Here is a 20,241-nt window from a genome sequence, read left to right as displayed (position 1 = left end):
ATTCACATACTAATATTTTCACCTTGATCTTTTGAATATGACCACTCTTTATTTATCATCACTCCAAATTTAAATTCTTTAGTAAATGGATCTAAACATAATCCAAACCAATTATCAGCTTTTTCTAAGTATTTTCTGGTATTACAATGCTCAATGAGTTTTTCATAAGCTAAATCTTTTTCATCTGTGTTTGTATGAATAGTTAAGCCCAAAGATGGCTTAATAAGTCCAATAGAAAAATCATGGCATTTATTATCTTTTAAGAATAAATCTATAGTTTTTTCAATACCATCATTAAGTGTAAATATTGTTTCTTCAGATAGAGTCAATAAGAAAAATCCAATTTCTATACTATACTCATCTTTACAAAATTTGATTTTATCTAGAAAATTGCCTATTAATGTTCTTTGATACCTAGTTAAAATACCATCTGGCGTATCATTACCAGGATATCATTTTTTCTAACATATAAAGCTGAATCCAAGTCATAGACAATACTTTCATCAAGAGCTACTAGATTAATATCATCTTCCAAATATAGATTATTTTTTAGATGAAACGATAATATAGTAATTTCACTAGATGATAAAAACTCTTCAATATAGCTTGTTCTTTTATTTATATAACTAAGAAAATATAATGGATTAGCTAACATCTCTGCCATAACATCCAATAAAAAAACATCCATTACAAACGGAGGTCTTATAACACTTGATTTTTCATAATTTAAAAACTGGCGTGATTGAAAAATTAAAGATGGGTAATGCTCTGACAATACACAAAAAATATATATTTCTTTAAAATCTTTTCTTAAAGATATTTCAAGCCCTTTTGATGAGATAAGTTTGTATTTATCATCTTAAATAAAATTAGCACATTCATAACCTTGATTATATGAATCTTGTATAGCCTTCTTAAAATCATCAGCTAATAATTTATCATTACCTTTTCTTGCTTCTAAAGTTAGTTTTTTAGATTTAGCTTGCAAAACTATAGCTCTATTAAAGAAAACAACTAAAACATCAACTTTATCCTTTCCATTGTAAATATTAATATTCTGGTAAACATTATTTTCACCAAAAATCTTAGCAAGTATTTCTGCTGAAATATTCTCAGTAAATAATCCTCTATTTTTTTGTTGCTATTGGCAAATACTCTTTATCTTGATTAAACCAGTAAAATGGAGATTCATACAAAGCTTCTAAAAGTGAATTAATTTGTAAGAGATAATAACTACCATTTTCTTTTATTAATGGGTGAGAATTTGCAACATTATAATCACCAACACTAATGAAATATTTTTTACTATCTCCTATAAATAAATCTAAAATATCACTTATATTTTTAGACTCAATATTTAATTGAAAATAAAACTGTATTACCTCTAAAATTTCATAAACAGAGAATTTAAATATATCTAATTCTATATATTGATTGCATGACTTATTATTGTTGAATGAGTCGCTTTGCTAATCTGTATTAATATGATTGAATTCACTACTAGAACAATGTTATGAATATCAATCCGTTTATTATCTATAAGCCACTGGTTATCTTTTTCGTACTTTTTCAAAAACAATTCTAAATACTGAAAATCATATGCTGATTCAGCACTATAAAATATAGGCTCTCTTAAGCATTCACCTTTTATAAAAGGATTGTCTTTTTTACCATTTTTAATACTATCTATTAGTATGTCTGTAGAAGGTTTAAGCATCGCTTGATGAATTTCTTTAAGAAGTGAATCTGTTTTGCAAATATAGTTCTCAAGCATTTTTGGGGTAGGAATTGAATAATCTATCTTTTGACTTATTAAGAGCCCATGCAATGTAGACATTTCAGACCGAATCAACCTATCATGAGAATATAGTTTTGCCACATCTAAGTTTTCAACAACCTTATAATTTTTATCAACTCCTATGGTATGAAATAAGTCTTTAAAACATATATATGCAAAAGCGTGAATATAACCTGAGGAGGTACATAATTCTTTTAATTCCTCAAAACTTCCTGCTCACTTCGCACTACTCTTACCCCTCCACAGTTACAATTCTTGAAAGTAATACTTTTTCAAATCGAAGAAATATCTACAACTCAGACTTTTATTAGCAAATAAATTATTTATAAGTCTTAAAAACACCAATCTCAAAATTTGCTTTTTTGACTTGGGTTTAGACTTAACTATTTAGATAAAATTATTTTAAGATCTATACAAAGATTATATTTAATTGGTTTTATGATTGCTAGAAGTATTAATTTCTAGAATAGAATCTAGCAGATATATCAATAAAATTCTTTTCAAATTTATAGAAAAATAAAATGTTATAATTTATAACAATTAAATTACTTACATAAAGTACGAGATAAAATATAAGCCACCATACACTATTACATCTAAAATTGTTTCTTTAGTATCTGAAATAAGCCGAATGGTTGGTGAGATAAATGCTTCATCAAAAATTCAAAGAGATCTTAGACTACGCAAAGTAAATAAAGTTAAAACTATACGCGGAACTCTAGCAATAGAGAGTAATACGCTAGATGAGTCTATTATTATAGCAATAATTGAAGGTAAAAAGTATTAGCACCTCAGAAAGAAATCCTAGAGATTAGAAATGCTATCAAAGTTTATGATACTTTTAACACACTAAACTATAAGAGTGAAGAAGACTTTATTAAAACTCATTTGCTTCTAATGACTGGCTTGGTTGATGAGATCGGTTGCTATCGCTCTGGATCTGTTGATGTTATGTTTGGTAGTGATGTAATTCATGTTGCACCTCTAAGTAAGAAACTTCCTCATTTAATGTCTGATCTATTTAATTGGATATCTAATATAGATGAACATCCCTTGATAAGTAGTTGTATTTTTCATTATGAATTTGAATTTATACATCCATTTGCTGATGGTAATGGTCGTATGGGCAGATTATGGCAATCTCTAATTTTAAGCTAATGGAATGAAATCTTTAGTTATTTACCAGTTGAAAGCATCATATATGACAATCAACAAGCATATCATAAAGCTTTCAAAGATAGTATAGATAATACTGATTACTCTGTATTTATAGAGTTTATGCTTGAGATACTTCTAATTTGAATCAAAGATATTACCCCCAAGTCACACAGCATGTCACTCCCCAAGTCAAAGAACTTCTTAAGGTTTTAGGAACTTGGGAGCTATCAAGACAAGAAATACAAGATAAATTAGGCTTAAAAGATAGAAAATCATTTGCTGAAAGGTATCTTAATCCAGCTTTAGAGCAAGGATTAATAGAGATGACTATTCCTGATAAACCTAAAAGTAGACTGCAAAAGTATCGAAAAAAATAGGATAGTTTTGTTTATCCTCTCAACTTGCTATTTAATTTATCAATATCTAATTTCTTCTGCCATTTGGATATTATAATTGTCCCAATAGTATTACCGATCATATTTGTAATAGCACGCCCTTCTGACATAAATCTATCTATACCCAAGATAATCACAATACCTGCAACTGGCACAACACCCAAGGCACTCAAAGTACTCGTTAATATAATAAATCCACTGCCCGTAACACCAGCAGCTCCTTTTGAACTAATAACCATAATTAGTAGCATAAAAACCTGCTGACTCAAAGTAAGCTCAATCCCTAATGCCTGTGCTATAAATATCGCAGCTAGTGATAAATATATAGCTGTACCATCTAAATTAAATGAGTATCCCGTCGGAATAACTAAGCCAACTATAGATTTATCACAGCCTAAACTCTCAAGTTTCTCCATCAAATTTGGTAGGACTGTTTCTGATGATGAAGTACCTAATACAATAAGTATTTCTGTCTTGATATATCCAAGTAGTTTAAATATATTTATGCCACAATATAGCTTTATAATTAATCCTAAAAATACCAAGATGAATATCAAACATGTAATATAAAAGCATAGTAACAACCCCAACAACCCAAGCAGTGTACCTGCTCCATACATACCTATTGTATAACCAATCGCAGCACAAGCAGCTATTGGTGAATAGTGCATTATCACATGAATTATCTTAAAAAATACTTTTGATAAGCTCTGGATACCATCTAGTATTGGCTTGCCCGATTCTCCATACATCACTAGTCCAACAGCAAATAATATTGATACAAAAAGTACCTGCAAAATATCGCTATCTGTAAAAGCTCCTACAAATGTATGAGGAATAATATTCATAAAAAAGTCTTGCATATTTGCCACATGCTCAACATTTCCCATATACGCTTTTGCAGCACTAGCATCTAGAGTATTTGGATCAATATTCAATCCCAAACCAGGTTTTAGTAGATTTGCTGTAAGCATCCCAATTATTAGAGCAACTATTGTCATTGAGAAAAAATACAATAATGCCACTCCACCTATCTTACCCACTGCTTTTAAATCTTTCATTGCAGCAATACCAGATACCAAAGTGAGGAAAATAATCGGCGCTATCATCAGCTTGATTAATTTAACAAAGACATCTGCAAAAGGCTTCAGAGCTACAGCAAAATGAGGAGTAATAATTCCAAGTAAAACACCTATAAATATACCCAGTAAAACCTGTGCATATAAATGACGAAATATTTTCATATTGATTTCAAAATTAAGAAGTCATAATTTTAATATATCTTATAAAGATATCCTAAGTAAATTGTTTTTATTAAAGTTTGCAAGTTATCATTTAAGAAATCGTAATACTCCCTAGAGATAAAAATATAGGATTAGATATATGACCAATGAACAAAAAGGCGTTTTACAGGGATTATTAATTAGAATAATTCTATCTGTTTTGATAGTTGCTATAGGATCAACATGTGATGTTTTTAATTTGGAAAAAATAGATAATAAAGTTGCTATAGCTTTTAATAGTTTAATAATTCCCGGAGTATTTCTTATAATTGCTGTAGCAATATTAGCAAAACATCGCTTCTTTAGTGATACTGATATAAATGGTAGTGGGTTGACACAAGAACCACAGCAAGCTAGAATCCTACAGTCTCTGATACAAAATACTCTAGAACAATTATGTATAGCTTTTGTAGCTTACACTGCTTGGTCTGTAACTATGCCAGCTCAAAGTATGTCAACTATCATTTTCGCAGCTTTCACTTTTGCTTTAGGAAGAATATTATTCTTTGTCAATTATAGAAAAGGTGCAGGTGCTAGAGCTTTAGGATTTACTTTAACATTCTACCCTTCTGTAGTGATGATAATTACTGTCTTAGGCTTTAAACTGTATAATCTCTTCTACTAAGAGATAGTATATTTAAAATTATTACTTTGCTAAAGCCACCACTTCTATTTCAACCTTAACATCTCTTGGTAATCTAGCTACCTCTACACATGAACGAGCTGGGAAATTACCATTAAAGAAAGAACCATAAACTTCATCAATTAGCTTAAACTCTGTCATATCTTTGATAAAGATAGTTGCCTTGATTACTTTATCTAGACCTGAGCCTGCTGCCTCTAATACTGCTTTTAAATTCTGCATGACTTGAGTAGTTTGCTCCTTTACACACTCTCCAGACATAGTGCCATCTGCTTTTAGTGGTATTTGACCAGAAGTATACACAAAGTTTTCTACTCTTATAGCTTGCTCATACGAACCAATAGCTTGTGGTGCATTAGTAGTATTTATTTTAATTTTTTCCATTAGACATCCCTCGTGACTTTATAAGTTGGATCTATTTCTTCAAAAACACAGTATGGACCTGCTCTTTTGAGTATTTTACGACAATCTTCACTTAGATGTTTAAGTGTAACTTTCTTACCTAAATCTAAGTATTTCTTAGTAATATCATCTATTGCCTCAGCTCCGGAGATATCCATAACTCTAGAGTTAGCAAAATCTAATATAACATTTTCTGGATCATAGTTTACATCAAATAAGCTCTTAAACGAAGATGTTTAACCAAAAAATAACGGACAAAAAACTCATACACTTTTGTATTTTGATCTTCTCTATGAGTATGGCTATGTACTTGTGAACTCTTCCAAGCAAAAACTAAAGCTGATATAATCACACCTGAGATAACAGCAATTGCTAAATCTGAAAATACAGTAATAACTGTGACTGCTACTAAAACAACCTTATCTGAATTTGGCATATAACGAATACGATTAACACTCTCCCACTCAAAAGTATTAATACACACCTTAAACATAATACCAGCCAATACCGCGACAGGAATATAAGATATATACCCTGACAGAGCAACTACAAAAGATATAAGTAGCAATGCCGCAGTCAATAATGATAAACGCCCACGTCCACCATTTGTGAAGTTAATTATTGACCGACCTATCATGGTACAACCAGCCATACCACCAAAGAAACCACAAACAATATTACCAGTACCTTGAGCTATACATTCTTGATTACCATTACCACGCTTATTATCCATTTCATCAAGCACTAATAATGTCAGCAGTGATTCAATCAAACCTACTAATGCAACAATCACAGCATAAGGTAATACTATAAGAAATGACTACATAGTCAAATGAATATTAGGCAATGCAAAACTTGGAAATGCTCTAGAGATCATACCAGGTTTACCACCTATAAGGGCTGTTATCAAACCTAATATAAATGCTGTATATAAACCAACTGTAGGAGATACTCCCGCGATAAATGAAAAGCCTATAGCTTCAGGGATAAGAGCAACTGCAACTACAAAACTAGATAATACATCTGATTTGATGTTCCTGCCAATAAAATTCTCTTTATAATTTAACAAACTTATTTCCTAATTGTTTAGATTCTAATTTTTAAGCCTTAAAGATACCATAAAAGAAATTTGTATTTAAATAGAATTAAAGTTCGTCTAAATAATCTAAATAGTATTTTTTAATACATATTATCGAAACCATAATCATAAAAATCAATAATGGGTAAATACTATTTAGAATATCAAAGAACCCTCCTCCTTTGAGAAGAACTTCTCGGACAATATTTAGATAATGAGTTATGGTAAAATATTACCTATGACTTGTGCCCACTCTGGTATACCATCAAATAGAAACATAAAACCTGACAACAATATCGATGGTAAGAAAAAGAAAAATGTCATTTGCATTGCTTGTAATTGTGTATCAGCAATAGTTGAAAATGTAATACCCACCAAGAGATTTGCAATAATAAAAGGAAAAGTTGTGATAAGTAATAGTAAAATACTACCAACTATGGTAATTCCAAATATTACCTTAGCAAATATAATAATAAATAATAACTGAATATAACCAACAACAATCTATGGAGTAATCTTACCGAAAATAATCTCAAGAGATGTGACAGGTGTCGCAAGTAGAGATTCCATAGTTCTATACTCTTTCTCACGTGTGATTGTCAAAGATGTAACCATAACCATAGTCATAGTCAAAATCACACCTGCTAATGCCGGCACAATGTTATTTTGTGTTTTACTCTCTGGATTATATTTATTATGGATTACAAAATTGAAAGGCTGTGGCTGAGGTATTTGTTTATTAGAAAAGTATTGACTGTATATTTCTTTGACCTTATCAACAGCTTGTAAAGCACCTGCGTTTGAAGTTGCATTTGCTTCATCTGCTATTATTAGAGTATTCGGAGATTCACCACGATAAACTTGTTTAGTAAAGTTAGGCGGTATATCTATGATAAACTGTACCTTACCTTTACGCATTAGTGTTGTCGCATCATCTATTGAGATGTTTTGATATTTGATATCAAAATAACCGGTATTATTAATTTTCTCGATTAGATAGTTTGTTTGTAATGTCTTATCAGCATTAACTATTGCTGTACTTAGATGCTTTGGATTCATATTTATAGCAAAGCCAAATAGTATTAGCTGAATAAGTGGTATACCAATCACTAATCTAATTGTGACTTTATCTCTAAGCATATGAATAACTTCTTTGAGAAAAATAGCATAGTATCTATTAATATCAAAATACTTCATGCAAAGTTATCCTTTTGGCTACTCATTAGATATATAAAAGCATCTTCAAGTGATGTTTCTATTGATTACCATTCAAATTGATTATACTTTGTTTGAATGTGTGTAATATCAACATCATTTTTAACACTAAGATGTACACTACTGCCAAACATTGACACTTGCTCAATTTCTGCATTATCTTGAAGCTCTAACACAAGGCTATAAACATTTTTACCTGAAATATTGTATGTTTTGATACCACAGCTATCAATAATATCTTTTTGAGTACCACTAGATAATAGCTTTCCATAAGCGATATATGGCAACTTATTGCATCTTTCAGATTCATCCATATAGTGAGTTGATACCAATGTTGTGATGCCTTTACTTGATAGTGTAGATATATAATCCCAAAACTCTCTTCGTGCTTTTGGATCTACTCCAGCTGTAGGCTCATCTAATAGTAATAATTTAGGATCATGAATCGTAGCCACACCCAAGGCTAATCGTTGTTTCCAACCACCTGATAACTCATAAGCCTTTTGATTTGCTCTAGCTTTACCTATTTGCAGATTATCTATTGTTTTTTCAACAGCTTCTCGGATATTTTTTAAGCTATGTAAACGCGCAAAAATCTTGAGATCCTCTCTAACTGTAAGATCGGGATAGAGTGTAAATTTCTGAGCCATATAACCAACTTGCTGTTTGATAATACTCGCGTGAGTACCTATATCATAACCAAGACAAGTACCCTCACCTTTTGTAATTGGAAGTAGACCACATACCATTCTTATAGAAGCTGTCTTACCTGAACCATTAGGTCCTAAAAAGCCATAAATATCTCCTTGCTTAACTTGAAGCGAGATATTATCAACTACAATTTTATCACTATAGACTTTGGTAAGATTTTTAACATCTATTATTAGTTGATCCTCTTTGTCACTTATCATCTTAACTCTACCTTTATAGGCTCTCCGATATGAATCTAAGAGCTATTTGTGGAGTAATCAACCTTAGCATGCACTTCAAAAGAAATCTCTGAATCAGAGTTTATGCCATACAATAATGGTGGTGTATATTCAGCCTTTTGTGAGATATAACTAACTTTAGCCTCTAAACTCTTATTATTAGGTGTAATAAAATCAATAGTTTGTCCAACATGTAGTCTAGCAAGATCATCTTTTGATAAATAAAATAAAATATATACTTCTTCAGGATTTATAATAGTCATTACTGGACTATATGCTCGTACATCTTCACCTTTGTGATAAAAAATCTGATAAACATAACCACTTTCTAATGACTTAATATCTGCTGAACTGATTTTTTGTTGTAAATATGTAGAATTACTATTGATAAATTTTGACATAAAGTCTACTGCATTTCGCAAATCCTCTCGAGCAGGTAAATTATTAATAATTTGCATTACCTCTAATGCTTCAACTTGATTATTTTCTTGGATATATTTACTTTATGCCTGTTCAAATTATTTTTGAGAAGTACTATCATCTTTTAATAACATTTGTTGACGCTGATACTCTTTAGATGCAACAGCTAAATTTGCTTTAGCATTAGATATATCGATGGCTGTCTTTTCTAGATATGGTTGTCTTTTACCTTTAGACATATTTTCTGATACTGCTTGAGATGCACTATATAAAAACTTATTTGAATCTAATAAAGTCTGATTTTTTGATGAATCAATTAAAAATAATTCCTGTCCCTCTTTGACAAACTCTCCCTGACTTACATCTAATCTAAGAAGCCTACCACTTTCCTGTGAAGATACATATCTAATATCAGTACTTACATATCCAGGGATCTGTTTAGCATTAGAACCACTAATATAATAGATAAAGCCACAAAATAATAGAACTAGTAAAGCCACTAGAATTATAATTTTCTTTTTAACAGACATCACTCATCTTGAATAAAGTTACTACAGTGATCATAAAGTAAACAACTATCATAAAAAACTATTTTTCTGATATAAAAATATTGCTATTTAATAATAAAAAAGTAATTATATTTCTGCTTTTAACCAAATCATGTAGGTCAAAATGTTCAAAAAAATTACCGCAACAGCTATTGTTGCATGTAGCATAAGTGTTGCTACTGCAGATGTTATCAATATCTACGCTCATAGAGGTCTTAGACCTATCGCGCCAGAAAACACACTACCAGCATACACAGAGGCTATGCGTGTTGGTGTCGACGTTATTGACATGGATATAAATATGACTAAAGACAAAGTTTTAGTTGTAACACATGATTTAACACTAAACCCAGATCTTACAAAAGATGAAAATGGTAATTGGGTAACAGAAAAAACTCCAATAAAAGATCTTACTTTAGATCAAGTTAAAAAATACACAGTTGGATATATAAAACCTGACTCTGCAACAGCTAAAATGTATCCTAATCATATTGGTATGGATAATGTTCACATGCCAACACTTGAAGAAGTTATCAACTATGTCAAATCTAATGTTGGTAGTAGAGTTCGTCTACAAATTGAGATAAAAACCAACCCTTATGGCCCAAATGCAAGCTGGACTGCTGAAGAAATGGCTAAAGCTTTAAACAAAGTTTTGGTTAAAACAGATATGACTGATAATGTTGAAGTACAATCTTTTGAATGGCAAGCTTTAGTAGATTTACAGAAATTAAATCCAAAAGTTAAAACAGCATATTTAACAGATCATACAACAGAGCCAATGGATGCTGAACAAGCAAAGCAGATGACAGATTATCAAAAATGGACAGCTCCACTTGATCCTAAAGACTATAATTACAACTATCCATTGATGGTCAAAAAATTAGGTGGTACATTCTGGGAGCCTTATGAAAAAGATCTAACTAAAAAAGATGTTGAAGAGGCTCATAAACTAGGTGTCAAAGTCGTAACTTGGGGTTGGACAGAAGATGAAGGTAGCGATTTCAACTATGAAGTTATCAATAATTTAATCAATTGGAAAGTCGACGGTATCATAACTGATAGACCAGATATACTAAGAGGTGTTGAAGCAGCAAAAGGTTTAGATTTACCGCCTGCTTATCCTAATATCCCTTTCCCAAAAAAATTCTAATTTTCATATAAAACATCAAGATTAAACACTTAATTTATATTGCTGAATACCAAAAATTAAACTAAACTACCAAATTACTAGTGTTTAATATTTACTAATTAAAAATGAATTTTCTTAAACCTGCGAAAGCTTTGCCTTTATTAGCTAGAGAGCAAATTCAAAAAGCATATCCTCATTGGCGCCTAAGAATGTTCTTAGTGGCTTATATAGGTTATTTTACATACTATTTCGGTCGTAGTAGTTTCGATGTCTCAAAACAATATATTACAACCTTAACTCCGGATGAACTTGGACTAATTGGAGCTGGGCTAGGTATAGCTTATGGTATAAGTAAATTTTTGATGGGAAATATCTCAGATAGAAGTAATGCAAAGATATTTTTAGCTATTGGATTATTTATCACGGGACTTATAAACCTAATATTACCTAGCTTATTATCATTAGGTGTACTTGTGCTATTCATTGCTATGCTTATCAATGGTTGGGTGCAAGGTATGGGTTGGCCCGCATGTGCACGTATCATGACACATTGGTTCTGTGCTAATGAGCGCGGCACAAAAATGGGAATCTGGAATACTGCTCATAATGTCGGAGCAGGATTTTTAGCTATTGCGGTTGTACCTATTGGTCTACTAATATTCAATGATAACTGGCACGGTCTTTTTTATGTTGCTGGTGCAATGTGTATATTCGTATCTATATTGGTTCTACTTTTTGGTGCAGATACTCCTCAATCAGTCGGTTTGCCAGCTATAGAAGTGTACAAAGGTTATACAACTTCAGAAGCTCATCATGAACAAGAGTTTTCAGCTAAAGAAATCTTCTTTAAATATGTCCTAAACAATAAATGGGTTTGGCTAACTGCATTTGCAAATGCTTTTGTTTATTGTGCTAGATATGGTCTTTTAAGCTGGTCAACATATTATCTTGTTCATATTAAACACATGTCAACAACAACAGGACTTTTGGGATTTGCATTGTTTGAATTACCTGCAATCCCTGGAACTATAATAATTGGTTGGATTACAGATAAGTATTTTGGTAGTCGTAGAGCTCCTATGAGTGTGATATGTATGCTTTTATTCATCGGTGCTTTGTTTGTATACTGGTATAGCGACACTGCTTGGATATTACTACTTTCATTATCTGCTATGGGTGTACTTATCTACGGACCTGTTGCTTTGATAGGAATATTAGCTTTGGACTTAGTACCTAAAAAAGCTGGTGGTACTGCAGCTGGATTTACAGGATTATTTGGCTATTTCTTAGGTACAGTTGGAGCTCAAGCAGTAATTGGTATTATCGCGACTATGCTGGGTTGGGATGCTGTATTTATATTCTTATTAGGCTCTTGTGTGATTGCTACTGCACTATTAGCTATCTGCTGGAATCTAAGTGCAAAAAAACACTAAAAATGTATTTATGAAAAATATTTTAATAACTGGCGCTAACGGTGGGATTGGATCTGCCATAGCATTAGCTGCAGCAAAAGCTGGTTATAATGTTGGTTTACATTATAATAAAAATCATAAGAATATTGATAAACTAAAAATTCAGCTATCTGAATATAACATCAATATTTCTACTCATTGTGCTAACATAGCAAATGAAGAAGATATCAAAATAATGTTTGATGAATTTATTTCTCAGCATGGTTCTATATATGCTCTTATAAATAATGCTAATACAATTTTTCAGACCTGTCGGCTAGAGGATATGAGTGCTGATCGTCTACAAAAAGTATTCCAAGTAAATGCTATTGGAAATATTCTATGTGCAAAGCATGCGATAAAAAAAGATGTCACAAAAACATGGCTACAGTGGTGGTAAGATTATTAATATATCATCTGGTACATCTCGCTCAGGTTCACCTAATGAGTATATAGATTATGCTTGTACCAAAGGTGCGATTGATACTCTTACAAAAGGCTTATCAAAAGAATTAACTGATGAAGGAATTCTTGTAAATTGTATTAGACCTGGTTATACTTATACAGATATCCATAAGCTATCTGGTGATGCTGCTAGAGTTGATAAAATCAAACATAAAATCCCGCTTAAAAGAGGTGGTTATCCTGAAGAGATTGCTAGTGGAGTTATATGGCTATTATCAGATGGTGCAAATTACTGCACAGGAACTATTCTCGATATCACTGGTGGACTGTGAATAAATCAAAATAAATTTTTAAATTAACGAATATATAAGAAATTTTTATAGGGCTTATAACCATATACTATTTGACTAGACTTTTTCATTTTCATATAATCACTTGTAGACCTTAATATTTATTTTAAAGATAAGATTCGGTTCAGTTTAGAAAATATAAGAAGAATCTTGTATTATAAGTTAACTTTATAGCGAGGAAATCACCATGCTAAAGAAAATTGTAACAGCATTAGGAATGTCTGGAATGCTACTGGCAACTAATAGTGCTATAGCCGATGACAAAAGTACAGAAATGGCTACGCCTCAAAGTGTAGATTTATCGCCATTACGTAATCTGAATAAGCTTGATAGTCCTATGGGGAAAAACTATAACTATCACCAGTCTTTCAAGAAGCTAAATACTGAAGAACTTAAAAAAGATATGCAAGATCTTTTGACTCAATCTCAAGACTGGTGGCCTGCTGATTTTGGTAATTATGGTCCTTTCTTTATTAGATTATCTTGGCATGATGCTGGTACTTACAGATTAGCAGATGGTCGTGGTGGCGCTAATCGTGGTCAGCAAAGATTCTCTCCGCTAAATAGTTGGCCAGATAATGTTAACCTTGATAAAGCAAGACAGCTTTTATGGCCAATCAAGCAGAAATATGGTGATGCCGTATCATGGTCTGATTTGATTGTTTTAGCTGGTACTGTTTCTCTTGAATCAATGGGTATGAAGCCGATTGGTTTTGCCTTTGGTAGAGAAGATGATTGGCAAGGCGATGATACAAACTGGGGTATATCTCCTGAACAGCTAATGTCTAGCAATGTCAAAGATGGCAAGCTTGCTCCAGCTTATGCAGCAACTCAAATGGGTCTGATATATGTAAACCCTGAAGGTCCAGATGGCAAACCTGATATAAAAGGTGCTGCTAGTGAAATTCGTCAAACTTTTAGAGCCATGGGTATGACTGATAAAGAAACTGTAGCTCTTATTGCTGGTGGTCACACATTTGGTAAAACTCATGGTGCAGTTCCAGAGAAAGATATTAAAAAAGATATTGGTCCTGCTCCGGATAAAGCACCTATCGAGCAACAAGGACTAGGATGGCATAATAGCTACGGTACTGGCGTGAGTGATGATACTATGGGTAGTGGTCTTGAAGGCTCTTGGACTTCTACACCAACTTTTTGGAACCATGATTTCTTACATAACCTATATAACTTAAACTGGGAAAAAACTCTTAGCCCTTCTGGAGCTCACCAATGGACTCCTACAAATGCTAAGCCAGAAAATATGGTTCCTGATGCTCATAAGCCAGGCGTAAAACATAAACCTATAATGTTTACAACAGACTTAGCCTTAAAAGAAGACCATGGATTTAATAAATATACTCAAGAATTCTACAATAACCCTGAAGAGTTTAAAGAAGAGTTTGCTAAAGCATGGTTTAAATTAACACATAGAGATATGGGTCCAAAATCTAGATATATAGGTCCTTGGATTCCTAAGCAAAACTTTATATGGCAAGATCCTGTACCTGTAGCTAACTACAAGCAAGTATCAGCTCAAGATATCTCTCAACTTAAGCAAGATATCATAAACTCTGGATTAATGAATCAACAACTTATAAGAACTGCTTGGGATTCAGCTTCTACTTATCGTAAAACCGACTATAGAGGTGGATCAAATGGTGCAAGAATTGCTTTAGCTCCTGAAAAAGATTGGCAAATGAATGAACCTGCTAAACTTGAAGTTGTTCTTGCTAAGCTTAAAGAGATTCAAACCAACTTTAACAATAGCAAAACAGATGGCACTAAAGTATCATTAGCTGACTTAATAGTACTAGGTGGTAATGTAGGTGTTGAGCAAGCAGCTAAAGAAGCTGGTTATACTCTAGAAATACCATTTGTACCTGGTAGAACAGACGCTACTCAAGCTCAAACTGATATAGAGTCTTTCAACTATCTAAAAACAAAAGCTGATGGCTTTGTAAACTATAGCGATGGTAGTTTAGCGTCTAACAAGCTACCTCAAGCATTAGTTGAAAAAGCAAGTATGCTTAATTTAAATATCCCTGAAATGGCAGTATTAGTTGGTGGTATGCGCGCACTAAATGTAAACTACGATGACTCTCAAGAAGGTGTATTTACCAAAACTCCAGGTCAGTTAAATAACAACTTCTTTGTAAACTTACTTGATATGTCTACAAAATGGGAAAAATCTGACACAAACAATGGTGAGTATATAGGTATAGATAGAAAAACTGGTGAGCAAAAATGGACTGCTTCTTCTGTAGATCTCATCTTTGGTTCAAACTCTGAACTTAAAGCTGTAGCTCAAGTTTATGCTGAAAATGGTAATGAGCAGAAATTTGTAAATGGCTTTGCAAAAGCTTGGCATAAGGTTATGATGCTTGGCAGATTTGATGTTCAAGAATAATTATTCTTAGTCTCTTTATCTTTCTTACTACTAAAATATTGCATATCTAATCATTTACGTCTAATATTTAAAGTATAATTACAAATTATATTAGGGTGTATATGGCAATAAGTCTTTATCATGAAAATGATTATCTAAGACAAAATAATGATATATCAAAAAAGAATAACTTTTCTCCTTTCAGAAGGGATTATGCACGGGTTGTTCATTCTTCATCATTTAGAAGACTTCAAGCAAAAACACAAATTTTCCCTAGTTTTGAAAATGACTTTTTTAGAAATAGGCTTACTCACTCTCTAGAGGTGGCGCAAATAGCCAAATCTATAGCTGTTAAACTTAACGCAGAATATGGACTAAATTTAGATTATGATCTAATTGAAACAGCAGCACTCTGCCATGATATTGGACACCCTCCTTTTGGTCATAACGGTGAAGTGGCCCTAAATAAAAAAATGAATAATTTTGGTGGTTTTGAAAGTAATGCTCAGACGCTACGACTGATATCACATACTGCCAAAAAAGATATTGATCAAAAGCAAACTTTTGGTTTAAATCTAACATATAGAACTCTTGCAGCAACTATAAAATATGATCAGCACATTCCACCAATTAGTGATCTAGGCAAGCTTACAAAGGGCTATTATCATGAAGAGTCAGGGCTAGTTGAAGATATTAAACAAAAACTCCTTGAGCCTTATGGTATAACTACTATAGAAAACTTCAAAACTATAGAATGTTATATTATGGATGTAGCGGATGATATTGCTTATTCAACTTATGATGTCGAAGATGCTCTTAAAGGTGGATTTATAGATCCACTATCTATGGCAAGTATTGATAACAAGCTTCTAGATAAAATTTATAATGCAATGCCTAACGATTTAGAGATTACTAAGGATGAAATTCAAAATATTCTCAAAGATATATTTTCAGATTATATTAATTTCCATGCCGATAGCAGAGGGATATACAGAATATCAAAAAATATTGCTAACAATAGCTTATTACGCACAAAATTAACTTCAAAACTAGTTAATAGTTGTATTCAAAATATTGGGCTAGACTTAAACCTAGAAGTTCCAATTATTTCAAGGGTATATTTAAATAATGAGATTAGAAAACAAGTCGAAGTACTGAAAAAATATATTTTGTTTAAAATAATAAAATCACCTAAACTCAATGTCCTAAGATATCGTGGTCGAGAAATAATTTCAGAGATTTTTGATATTTTGATTAGCTCAACTCCAGATGAAAGCCTATTACCAGATGATATTGGTGCTATATTTTATAATACGCAAAACACTCACGAGAAAGCTAGAATCATAAGCGACTACATATCCTCAATGACTGATAGATATATAATTGAACTATATAATCAATTCAAATCAGACCCTTCGGCGATGATTTTTAAGCCTTTCTCATAAACCGGTTAGCTGCTGCAATCCCAAAAAATGATGCCGCTCCAGCAAATACAATTAAATATACTGGTACCAGAAGATTATTAGTTGTAGCTATAAGTGATATTGTCAAGGCTGGTATACCTGCAGAGAATATCAAATATCCTAGATTATAAGCGATACCATAACCACGGCATTTATATTCTAACCTAAAGAAGTTTGTAATAATTACATTATATGTTGGAGCAAAAAAACCGTAGATTATAGATAACAATATGAAATAACTGTATATACTCTCTCCAGCTATTATGTTCTTATAAAAAACAGGTGTTAAAGCTATACTCAATATTATCAATAGAGACATCATTTTTGTTTTAGAAACATAATCACTAATAAATCCCCCAACCAAGCAACTAATAGCTGAAACTATAGATCCTGTTAACAATATACTAGAAACATCAAAATCTGAAATAATATACATTTGTTTATACGCAGGTAAAAACATATATAGTTGAGTAGTTAACATAGCAATACAAGCAACTAAGGCTATACCAACAATTACTTTCACAATAAACAAAGAGTTTTCGGAGCGAGGTTTATCTAGCGCTTCAACAACTCTAGGAACATCAACAATATTTTTTCTGAGGAAAAATAATATAAATGTAAAACAAGCACCTATGAAAAATCCAATCCGCCAACCATAATTTTCTATAAAGCTTTGGCTAGTAAAATGATTTAATATAAACAGTACAAGTGATGTCATCATAATCCCAATACTCAAACAACAAAATACTATACTCGTCATAAAGCCTTGTCTTTGAGGGTAGTTCTCGACAATATATACTACTGATACTGGTATCTCAGCTCCTACCGCCAATGATTGTATACAGCGTAATCCAACAAACAAAATAGTAGCAAAAACACCAATACTTTCTATCGTGGGTAAAAAAGCCAGTGCTAGAGTCGCAAAAAATAGTAAGAACATATTGAGCCTCAAGACAAATGCTCTACCCTTCTTATCAGCAAGATATCCGAAACCCCAAGCACCAATAGGACGCACAAGATAGCCAACGATATAAACTAAAAAAACTAATAAAGTATTACTTATAGAACTACTTTTATCAAAAAACTTACTACCAATTACTACAGCAAATACTGAGTATATTGCAAAATCATAGAACTCAAAAGCAGCTCCTAATGATGAAAATAGTAATCTATTATAGCTTTTCATTAATTTTCTAATATCTAAGTTTGATGAAGATTTTAGTATATACTAGTGAAATAATAATGATAATCAAATATTAATTAGCATAAGCAGTAGATAGCTCCATCAATTCTAAAGTTATACTATAACTGTCTAGATTAACTTCTGGATTTAATAATTCGCAAATTTTAGCTTTCAATTGTTGTGAGATTTCTTCTAGATGCTCAGGCTTTCTTCCTTTTAGAACTTTAATCTGTACATGGATTACATCTAATCTATCATCTCCGGCTACACTACTAAAACTGTATCTATAAATTCTACTTTTAAAGGTTTCTAATTTAGTTGGTAACTTCTCTACCCAAAATTGCTGTGCTAAATTTATTACCTTCTTCGCTAATTCTATGTCAAATTGTTGAGGTACTTCTAAAATTATATGCGGCATTTAAACTCCTTTTTTAATATACTGATTTAATGGAAGCATCAAAAACACTATTCTAGCTATATAGAATAATATTAGTGCAATCCATAAACCATAATTTTCATAGGGTTGTAATAAAAAAACAAAAGTAATATACACTCCTGCTGATAAAATCATCGCATTTCTCATTGCTACAGTCTTTAGGAGACCTACAAACACACCATCTACCCAAAAGCTAATACTTGCAAATAAAGGCATAAGAAACGAAAAAATAATATATTTATTTATCTGAATCTTAACATCTACAATATCGGTAAAGATTGATACGATATAACCACTAAAAGAAAAATAAACTAAAGATAAAACCATAGTTAGTATCATACTTTGCACAAATGTTTTGTAGATAATTTCTCTTAATAAGCTTGTATTTTTATCAACATAAGCTTGAGCAACTAACGATTCAGTTGTATTAGCAAGAGCATCCAAAAACATCGCAAAAAACATACCTATTTCTACAAGTATAGTATTTGTAGCTAAAATAGTTTTTCCGTAATTCGAAGAAAATATATAAAAAGAATTAAATGCTAATAATAAACATAAAGAACGTACAAAAATATTTATATTAAGTTGAAGAAAAGGCATATAGCTATCCAAACTTAAGAGCTTATAATCTGCTAACTTTTTAATATTAAAACTACTTAATTTATAGAAATATCTAAATATTTTTATACTCAGATAAGTGCTACAACTAGCAGAGGCTATAACTAAAGAAATTGCTACGCCGACAACATTATAATTGAGAATAACAACAAATATTATGCTCAAGCCTATTGCTACACCCATATAGATAATTGAACTATAAAGTACTACTCTAGGATTTCCAATGCCAATAAAGAAACCAATAAAAATATAATTTAGTAATGAAAAAAACAAAATATAAATAGCGACATTATAAAAATTTGCTAGTAAAGTTTTTATATTCAACGAAGTATTTACTATCTTTAGTACAGCAATCAGAATTACACTTTTAAAACTAAAAACAATTATTGATATTAATAATGCAATTAATACCGCCTTTATAACTATTTCCATCATCTTTTCGAGATTATTTAGTGATTGAGCTATCAACCCTGTCAAACTCATTCTAAAAAATGAAAACATAAAGCAAATAACATTTATTATTGAAACTCCTAATCCTATAGCTGCAAGATAGTTACTATCATTGAGATGACCAGTTAATGCAGTATTGACAATACCAACCATTGGTAAAACCAAATTAGATAATATAAGAGGTAAAGATAATAAAAATATTTTTTTGTGCATCTAAAGAATCAAACATCTATGTATAAACAAGATTATAACATTTTAAAATCTATTTATTACGATTTGCATAAATAAATATTAATTTTTCTTTAAAGATCCTGCTAAATTTTTATTGAAACACAATATAACATATAGCTAAAAATAAATAATTATCAAAAACTAATAGCCAGACTTACTACAATGCAATTAACTTCATAACCATTACTGTAAATATAGAGTAATAATTTACTAATGTTCTAAACAGCTTTTTTTCATCAAATATACAACTTATGAGCTAGCAAAATA

At 31.5% G+C, this 20,241-nt stretch carries 19 protein-coding genes and 4 pseudogenes; 9 read left to right on the top strand and 14 right to left on the bottom strand.

Annotated elements, in window-relative coordinates:
- Positions 1-2: 2 nt before the first annotated feature.
- The 4 genes from FNO12_RS03245 to FNO12_RS03235 all read right to left on the bottom strand — a co-directional run bounded on the left by FNO12_RS03245 (position 3) and on the right by FNO12_RS03235 (position 1,879).
- Positions 3-329 carry a hypothetical protein gene (locus FNO12_RS03245; RefSeq protein ID WP_014715177.1) on the bottom strand — a complete coding sequence of 109 codons (327 nt, stop codon included), beginning with the start codon at positions 327-329 and terminating at the stop codon, positions 3-5.
- A gap of 89 nt (positions 330-418) precedes the next feature.
- The gene (locus FNO12_RS03240; RefSeq protein ID WP_148663979.1) at positions 419-775 is read right to left on the bottom strand and encodes a hypothetical protein; all 357 of its coding nucleotides are present in this window, start codon (positions 773-775) and stop codon (positions 419-421) included.
- A gap of 84 nt (positions 776-859) precedes the next feature.
- Positions 860-988 carry a hypothetical protein gene (locus FNO12_RS10345; RefSeq protein WP_030003407.1) on the bottom strand — a complete coding sequence of 43 codons (129 nt, stop codon included), beginning with the start codon at positions 986-988 and terminating at the stop codon, positions 860-862.
- A gap of 435 nt (positions 989-1,423) precedes the next feature.
- Positions 1,424-1,879 (bottom strand): hypothetical protein, encoded by a 456-nt coding sequence (locus tag FNO12_RS03235; RefSeq protein WP_030003406.1) that lies wholly within the window; start codon positions 1,877-1,879, stop codon positions 1,424-1,426.
- Between the two features lie 550 nt (positions 1,880-2,429).
- On the opposite strand from FNO12_RS03235, the gene FNO12_RS09790 reads away from it, so the two are divergent.
- The 3 genes from FNO12_RS09790 (at position 2,430) to FNO12_RS09780 (ending at position 3,333) form a co-directional block, all read left to right on the top strand.
- Positions 2,430-2,585, top strand: coding sequence for a hypothetical protein (locus FNO12_RS09790; protein WP_030003405.1), 156 nt, complete (start codon positions 2,430-2,432; stop codon positions 2,583-2,585).
- A 110-nt stretch (positions 2,586-2,695) separates the two neighbouring features.
- A complete protein-coding gene (locus FNO12_RS09785; protein WP_030003404.1) occupies positions 2,696-2,956 on the top strand; it encodes a Fic family protein in 261 nt (86 codons plus the stop codon).
- Between the two features lie 140 nt (positions 2,957-3,096).
- Positions 3,097-3,333, top strand: coding sequence for a Fic family protein (locus FNO12_RS09780; protein WP_014715174.1), 237 nt, complete (start codon positions 3,097-3,099; stop codon positions 3,331-3,333).
- 11 nt (positions 3,334-3,344) lie between these two features.
- Here the strand turns inward: FNO12_RS09780 and dctA are convergent, their stop codons facing one another.
- Complete coding sequence (gene dctA / locus FNO12_RS03225) at positions 3,345-4,595, bottom strand: C4-dicarboxylate transporter DctA (RefSeq protein WP_014715173.1); 1,251 nt, start codon at positions 4,593-4,595, stop codon at positions 3,345-3,347.
- Between the two features lie 139 nt (positions 4,596-4,734).
- Between dctA and FNO12_RS03220 the strand changes: the two genes are divergently transcribed.
- The gene (locus FNO12_RS03220; protein WP_014715172.1) at positions 4,735-5,259 is read left to right on the top strand and encodes an MAPEG family protein; all 525 of its coding nucleotides are present in this window, start codon (positions 4,735-4,737) and stop codon (positions 5,257-5,259) included.
- A 21-nt stretch (positions 5,260-5,280) separates the two neighbouring features.
- On the opposite strand, the gene FNO12_RS03215 is transcribed toward FNO12_RS03220, so the two are convergent.
- The 6 genes and pseudogenes from FNO12_RS03215 to FNO12_RS10335 all read right to left on the bottom strand — a co-directional run bounded on the left by FNO12_RS03215 (position 5,281) and on the right by FNO12_RS10335 (position 9,851).
- Positions 5,281-5,661 carry a RidA family protein gene (locus tag FNO12_RS03215; protein WP_014715171.1) on the bottom strand — a complete coding sequence of 127 codons (381 nt, stop codon included), beginning with the start codon at positions 5,659-5,661 and terminating at the stop codon, positions 5,281-5,283.
- Positions 5,661-6,748 (bottom strand): annotated as a pseudogene (locus tag FNO12_RS03210) (SulP family inorganic anion transporter). Before FNO12_RS03210 ends, FNO12_RS03215 begins: the two are co-directional and overlap by 1 nt.
- 76 nt (positions 6,749-6,824) lie before the next feature.
- Positions 6,825-7,954 (bottom strand): annotated as a pseudogene (locus tag FNO12_RS03205) (ABC transporter permease).
- Positions 7,951-8,883 (bottom strand): annotated as a pseudogene (locus FNO12_RS03200) (ABC transporter ATP-binding protein). Before FNO12_RS03200 ends, FNO12_RS03205 begins: the two co-directional pseudogenes overlap by 4 nt.
- 35 nt (positions 8,884-8,918) lie before the next feature.
- Positions 8,919-9,359 (bottom strand): HlyD family secretion protein, encoded by a 441-nt coding sequence (locus tag FNO12_RS10340; protein ID WP_014715166.1) that lies wholly within the window; start codon positions 9,357-9,359, stop codon positions 8,919-8,921.
- A gap of 60 nt (positions 9,360-9,419) precedes the next feature.
- Complete coding sequence (locus FNO12_RS10335) at positions 9,420-9,851, bottom strand: HlyD family secretion protein (protein ID WP_014715165.1); 432 nt, start codon at positions 9,849-9,851, stop codon at positions 9,420-9,422.
- Between the two features lie 142 nt (positions 9,852-9,993).
- On the opposite strand from FNO12_RS10335, the gene FNO12_RS03190 reads away from it, so the two are divergent.
- The 5 genes and pseudogenes from FNO12_RS03190 (at position 9,994) to dgt (ending at position 17,038) form a co-directional block, all read left to right on the top strand.
- Positions 9,994-11,022, top strand: coding sequence for a glycerophosphodiester phosphodiesterase (locus FNO12_RS03190; RefSeq protein WP_014715164.1), 1,029 nt, complete (start codon positions 9,994-9,996; stop codon positions 11,020-11,022).
- A 104-nt stretch (positions 11,023-11,126) separates the two neighbouring features.
- On the top strand, positions 11,127-12,434 hold the full coding sequence (locus tag FNO12_RS03185) for an MFS transporter (RefSeq protein WP_014715163.1): 1,308 nt from the start codon (positions 11,127-11,129) through the stop codon (positions 12,432-12,434).
- Positions 12,435-12,444: 10 nt separating this feature from the next.
- Positions 12,445-13,189 (top strand): annotated as a pseudogene (locus tag FNO12_RS03180) (SDR family oxidoreductase).
- A 205-nt stretch (positions 13,190-13,394) separates the two neighbouring features.
- Complete coding sequence (gene katG / locus FNO12_RS03175; protein WP_014715162.1) at positions 13,395-15,614, top strand: catalase/peroxidase HPI; 2,220 nt, start codon at positions 13,395-13,397, stop codon at positions 15,612-15,614.
- 101 nt (positions 15,615-15,715) lie between these two features.
- Positions 15,716-17,038 carry a dGTP triphosphohydrolase gene (gene dgt / locus FNO12_RS03170; protein WP_014715161.1) on the top strand — a complete coding sequence of 441 codons (1,323 nt, stop codon included), beginning with the start codon at positions 15,716-15,718 and terminating at the stop codon, positions 17,036-17,038.
- Here dgt and FNO12_RS03165 read toward each other — a convergent pair.
- From FNO12_RS03165 to FNO12_RS03155, 3 genes are all read right to left on the bottom strand, one after another.
- The gene (locus tag FNO12_RS03165; RefSeq protein WP_014715160.1) at positions 17,022-18,242 is read right to left on the bottom strand and encodes an MFS transporter; all 1,221 of its coding nucleotides are present in this window, start codon (positions 18,240-18,242) and stop codon (positions 17,022-17,024) included. The genes dgt and FNO12_RS03165 overlap by 17 nt on opposite strands.
- A 70-nt stretch (positions 18,243-18,312) precedes the next feature.
- A complete protein-coding gene (locus FNO12_RS03160) occupies positions 18,313-18,657 on the bottom strand; it encodes a tautomerase family protein (protein WP_014715159.1) in 345 nt (114 codons plus the stop codon).
- The gene (locus FNO12_RS03155; RefSeq protein ID WP_014715158.1) at positions 18,658-19,956 is read right to left on the bottom strand and encodes an MATE family efflux transporter; all 1,299 of its coding nucleotides are present in this window, start codon (positions 19,954-19,956) and stop codon (positions 18,658-18,660) included.
- Positions 19,957-20,241: the final 285 nt, after the last annotated feature.

The sequence above is a fragment of the Francisella orientalis FNO12 genome (genome assembly GCF_001042525.2).
Taxonomy (GTDB): Bacteria; Pseudomonadota; Gammaproteobacteria; order Francisellales; family Francisellaceae; genus Francisella; species Francisella orientalis.
This window is presented reverse-complemented; position numbering and strand designations above follow the sequence as displayed.

What these genes read in the sequence shown, in the direction of transcription:
- FNO12_RS09790 (WP_030003405.1), top strand. Translation starts at nt 2,430, where the DNA reads ATGGTTGGTGAGATAAATGCTTCATCAAAAATTCAAAGAGATCTTAGA.
- FNO12_RS09785 (WP_030003404.1), top strand. Translation starts at nt 2,696, where the DNA reads ATGACTGGCTTGGTTGATGAGATCGGTTGCTATCGCTCTGGATCTGTT.
- dctA (WP_014715173.1), bottom strand. Translation starts at nt 4,595, where the DNA reads ATGAAAATATTTCGTCATTTATATGCACAGGTTTTACTGGGTATATTT.
- FNO12_RS03220 (WP_014715172.1), top strand. Translation starts at nt 4,735, where the DNA reads ATGACCAATGAACAAAAAGGCGTTTTACAGGGATTATTAATTAGAATA.
- FNO12_RS03215 (WP_014715171.1), bottom strand. Translation starts at nt 5,661, where the DNA reads ATGGAAAAAATTAAAATAAATACTACTAATGCACCACAAGCTATTGGT.
- FNO12_RS10340 (WP_014715166.1), bottom strand. Translation starts at nt 9,359, where the DNA reads ATGCAAATTATTAATAATTTACCTGCTCGAGAGGATTTGCGAAATGCA.
- FNO12_RS10335 (WP_014715165.1), bottom strand. Translation starts at nt 9,851, where the DNA reads ATGTCTGTTAAAAAGAAAATTATAATTCTAGTGGCTTTACTAGTTCTA.
- FNO12_RS03190 (WP_014715164.1), top strand. Translation starts at nt 9,994, where the DNA reads ATGTTCAAAAAAATTACCGCAACAGCTATTGTTGCATGTAGCATAAGT.
- FNO12_RS03185 (WP_014715163.1), top strand. Translation starts at nt 11,127, where the DNA reads ATGAATTTTCTTAAACCTGCGAAAGCTTTGCCTTTATTAGCTAGAGAG.
- katG (WP_014715162.1), top strand. Translation starts at nt 13,395, where the DNA reads ATGCTAAAGAAAATTGTAACAGCATTAGGAATGTCTGGAATGCTACTG.
- dgt (WP_014715161.1), top strand. Translation starts at nt 15,716, where the DNA reads ATGGCAATAAGTCTTTATCATGAAAATGATTATCTAAGACAAAATAAT.
- FNO12_RS03165 (WP_014715160.1), bottom strand. Translation starts at nt 18,242, where the DNA reads ATGAAAAGCTATAATAGATTACTATTTTCATCATTAGGAGCTGCTTTT.
- FNO12_RS03160 (WP_014715159.1), bottom strand. Translation starts at nt 18,657, where the DNA reads ATGCCGCATATAATTTTAGAAGTACCTCAACAATTTGACATAGAATTA.
- FNO12_RS03155 (WP_014715158.1), bottom strand. Translation starts at nt 19,956, where the DNA reads ATGCACAAAAAAATATTTTTATTATCTTTACCTCTTATATTATCTAAT.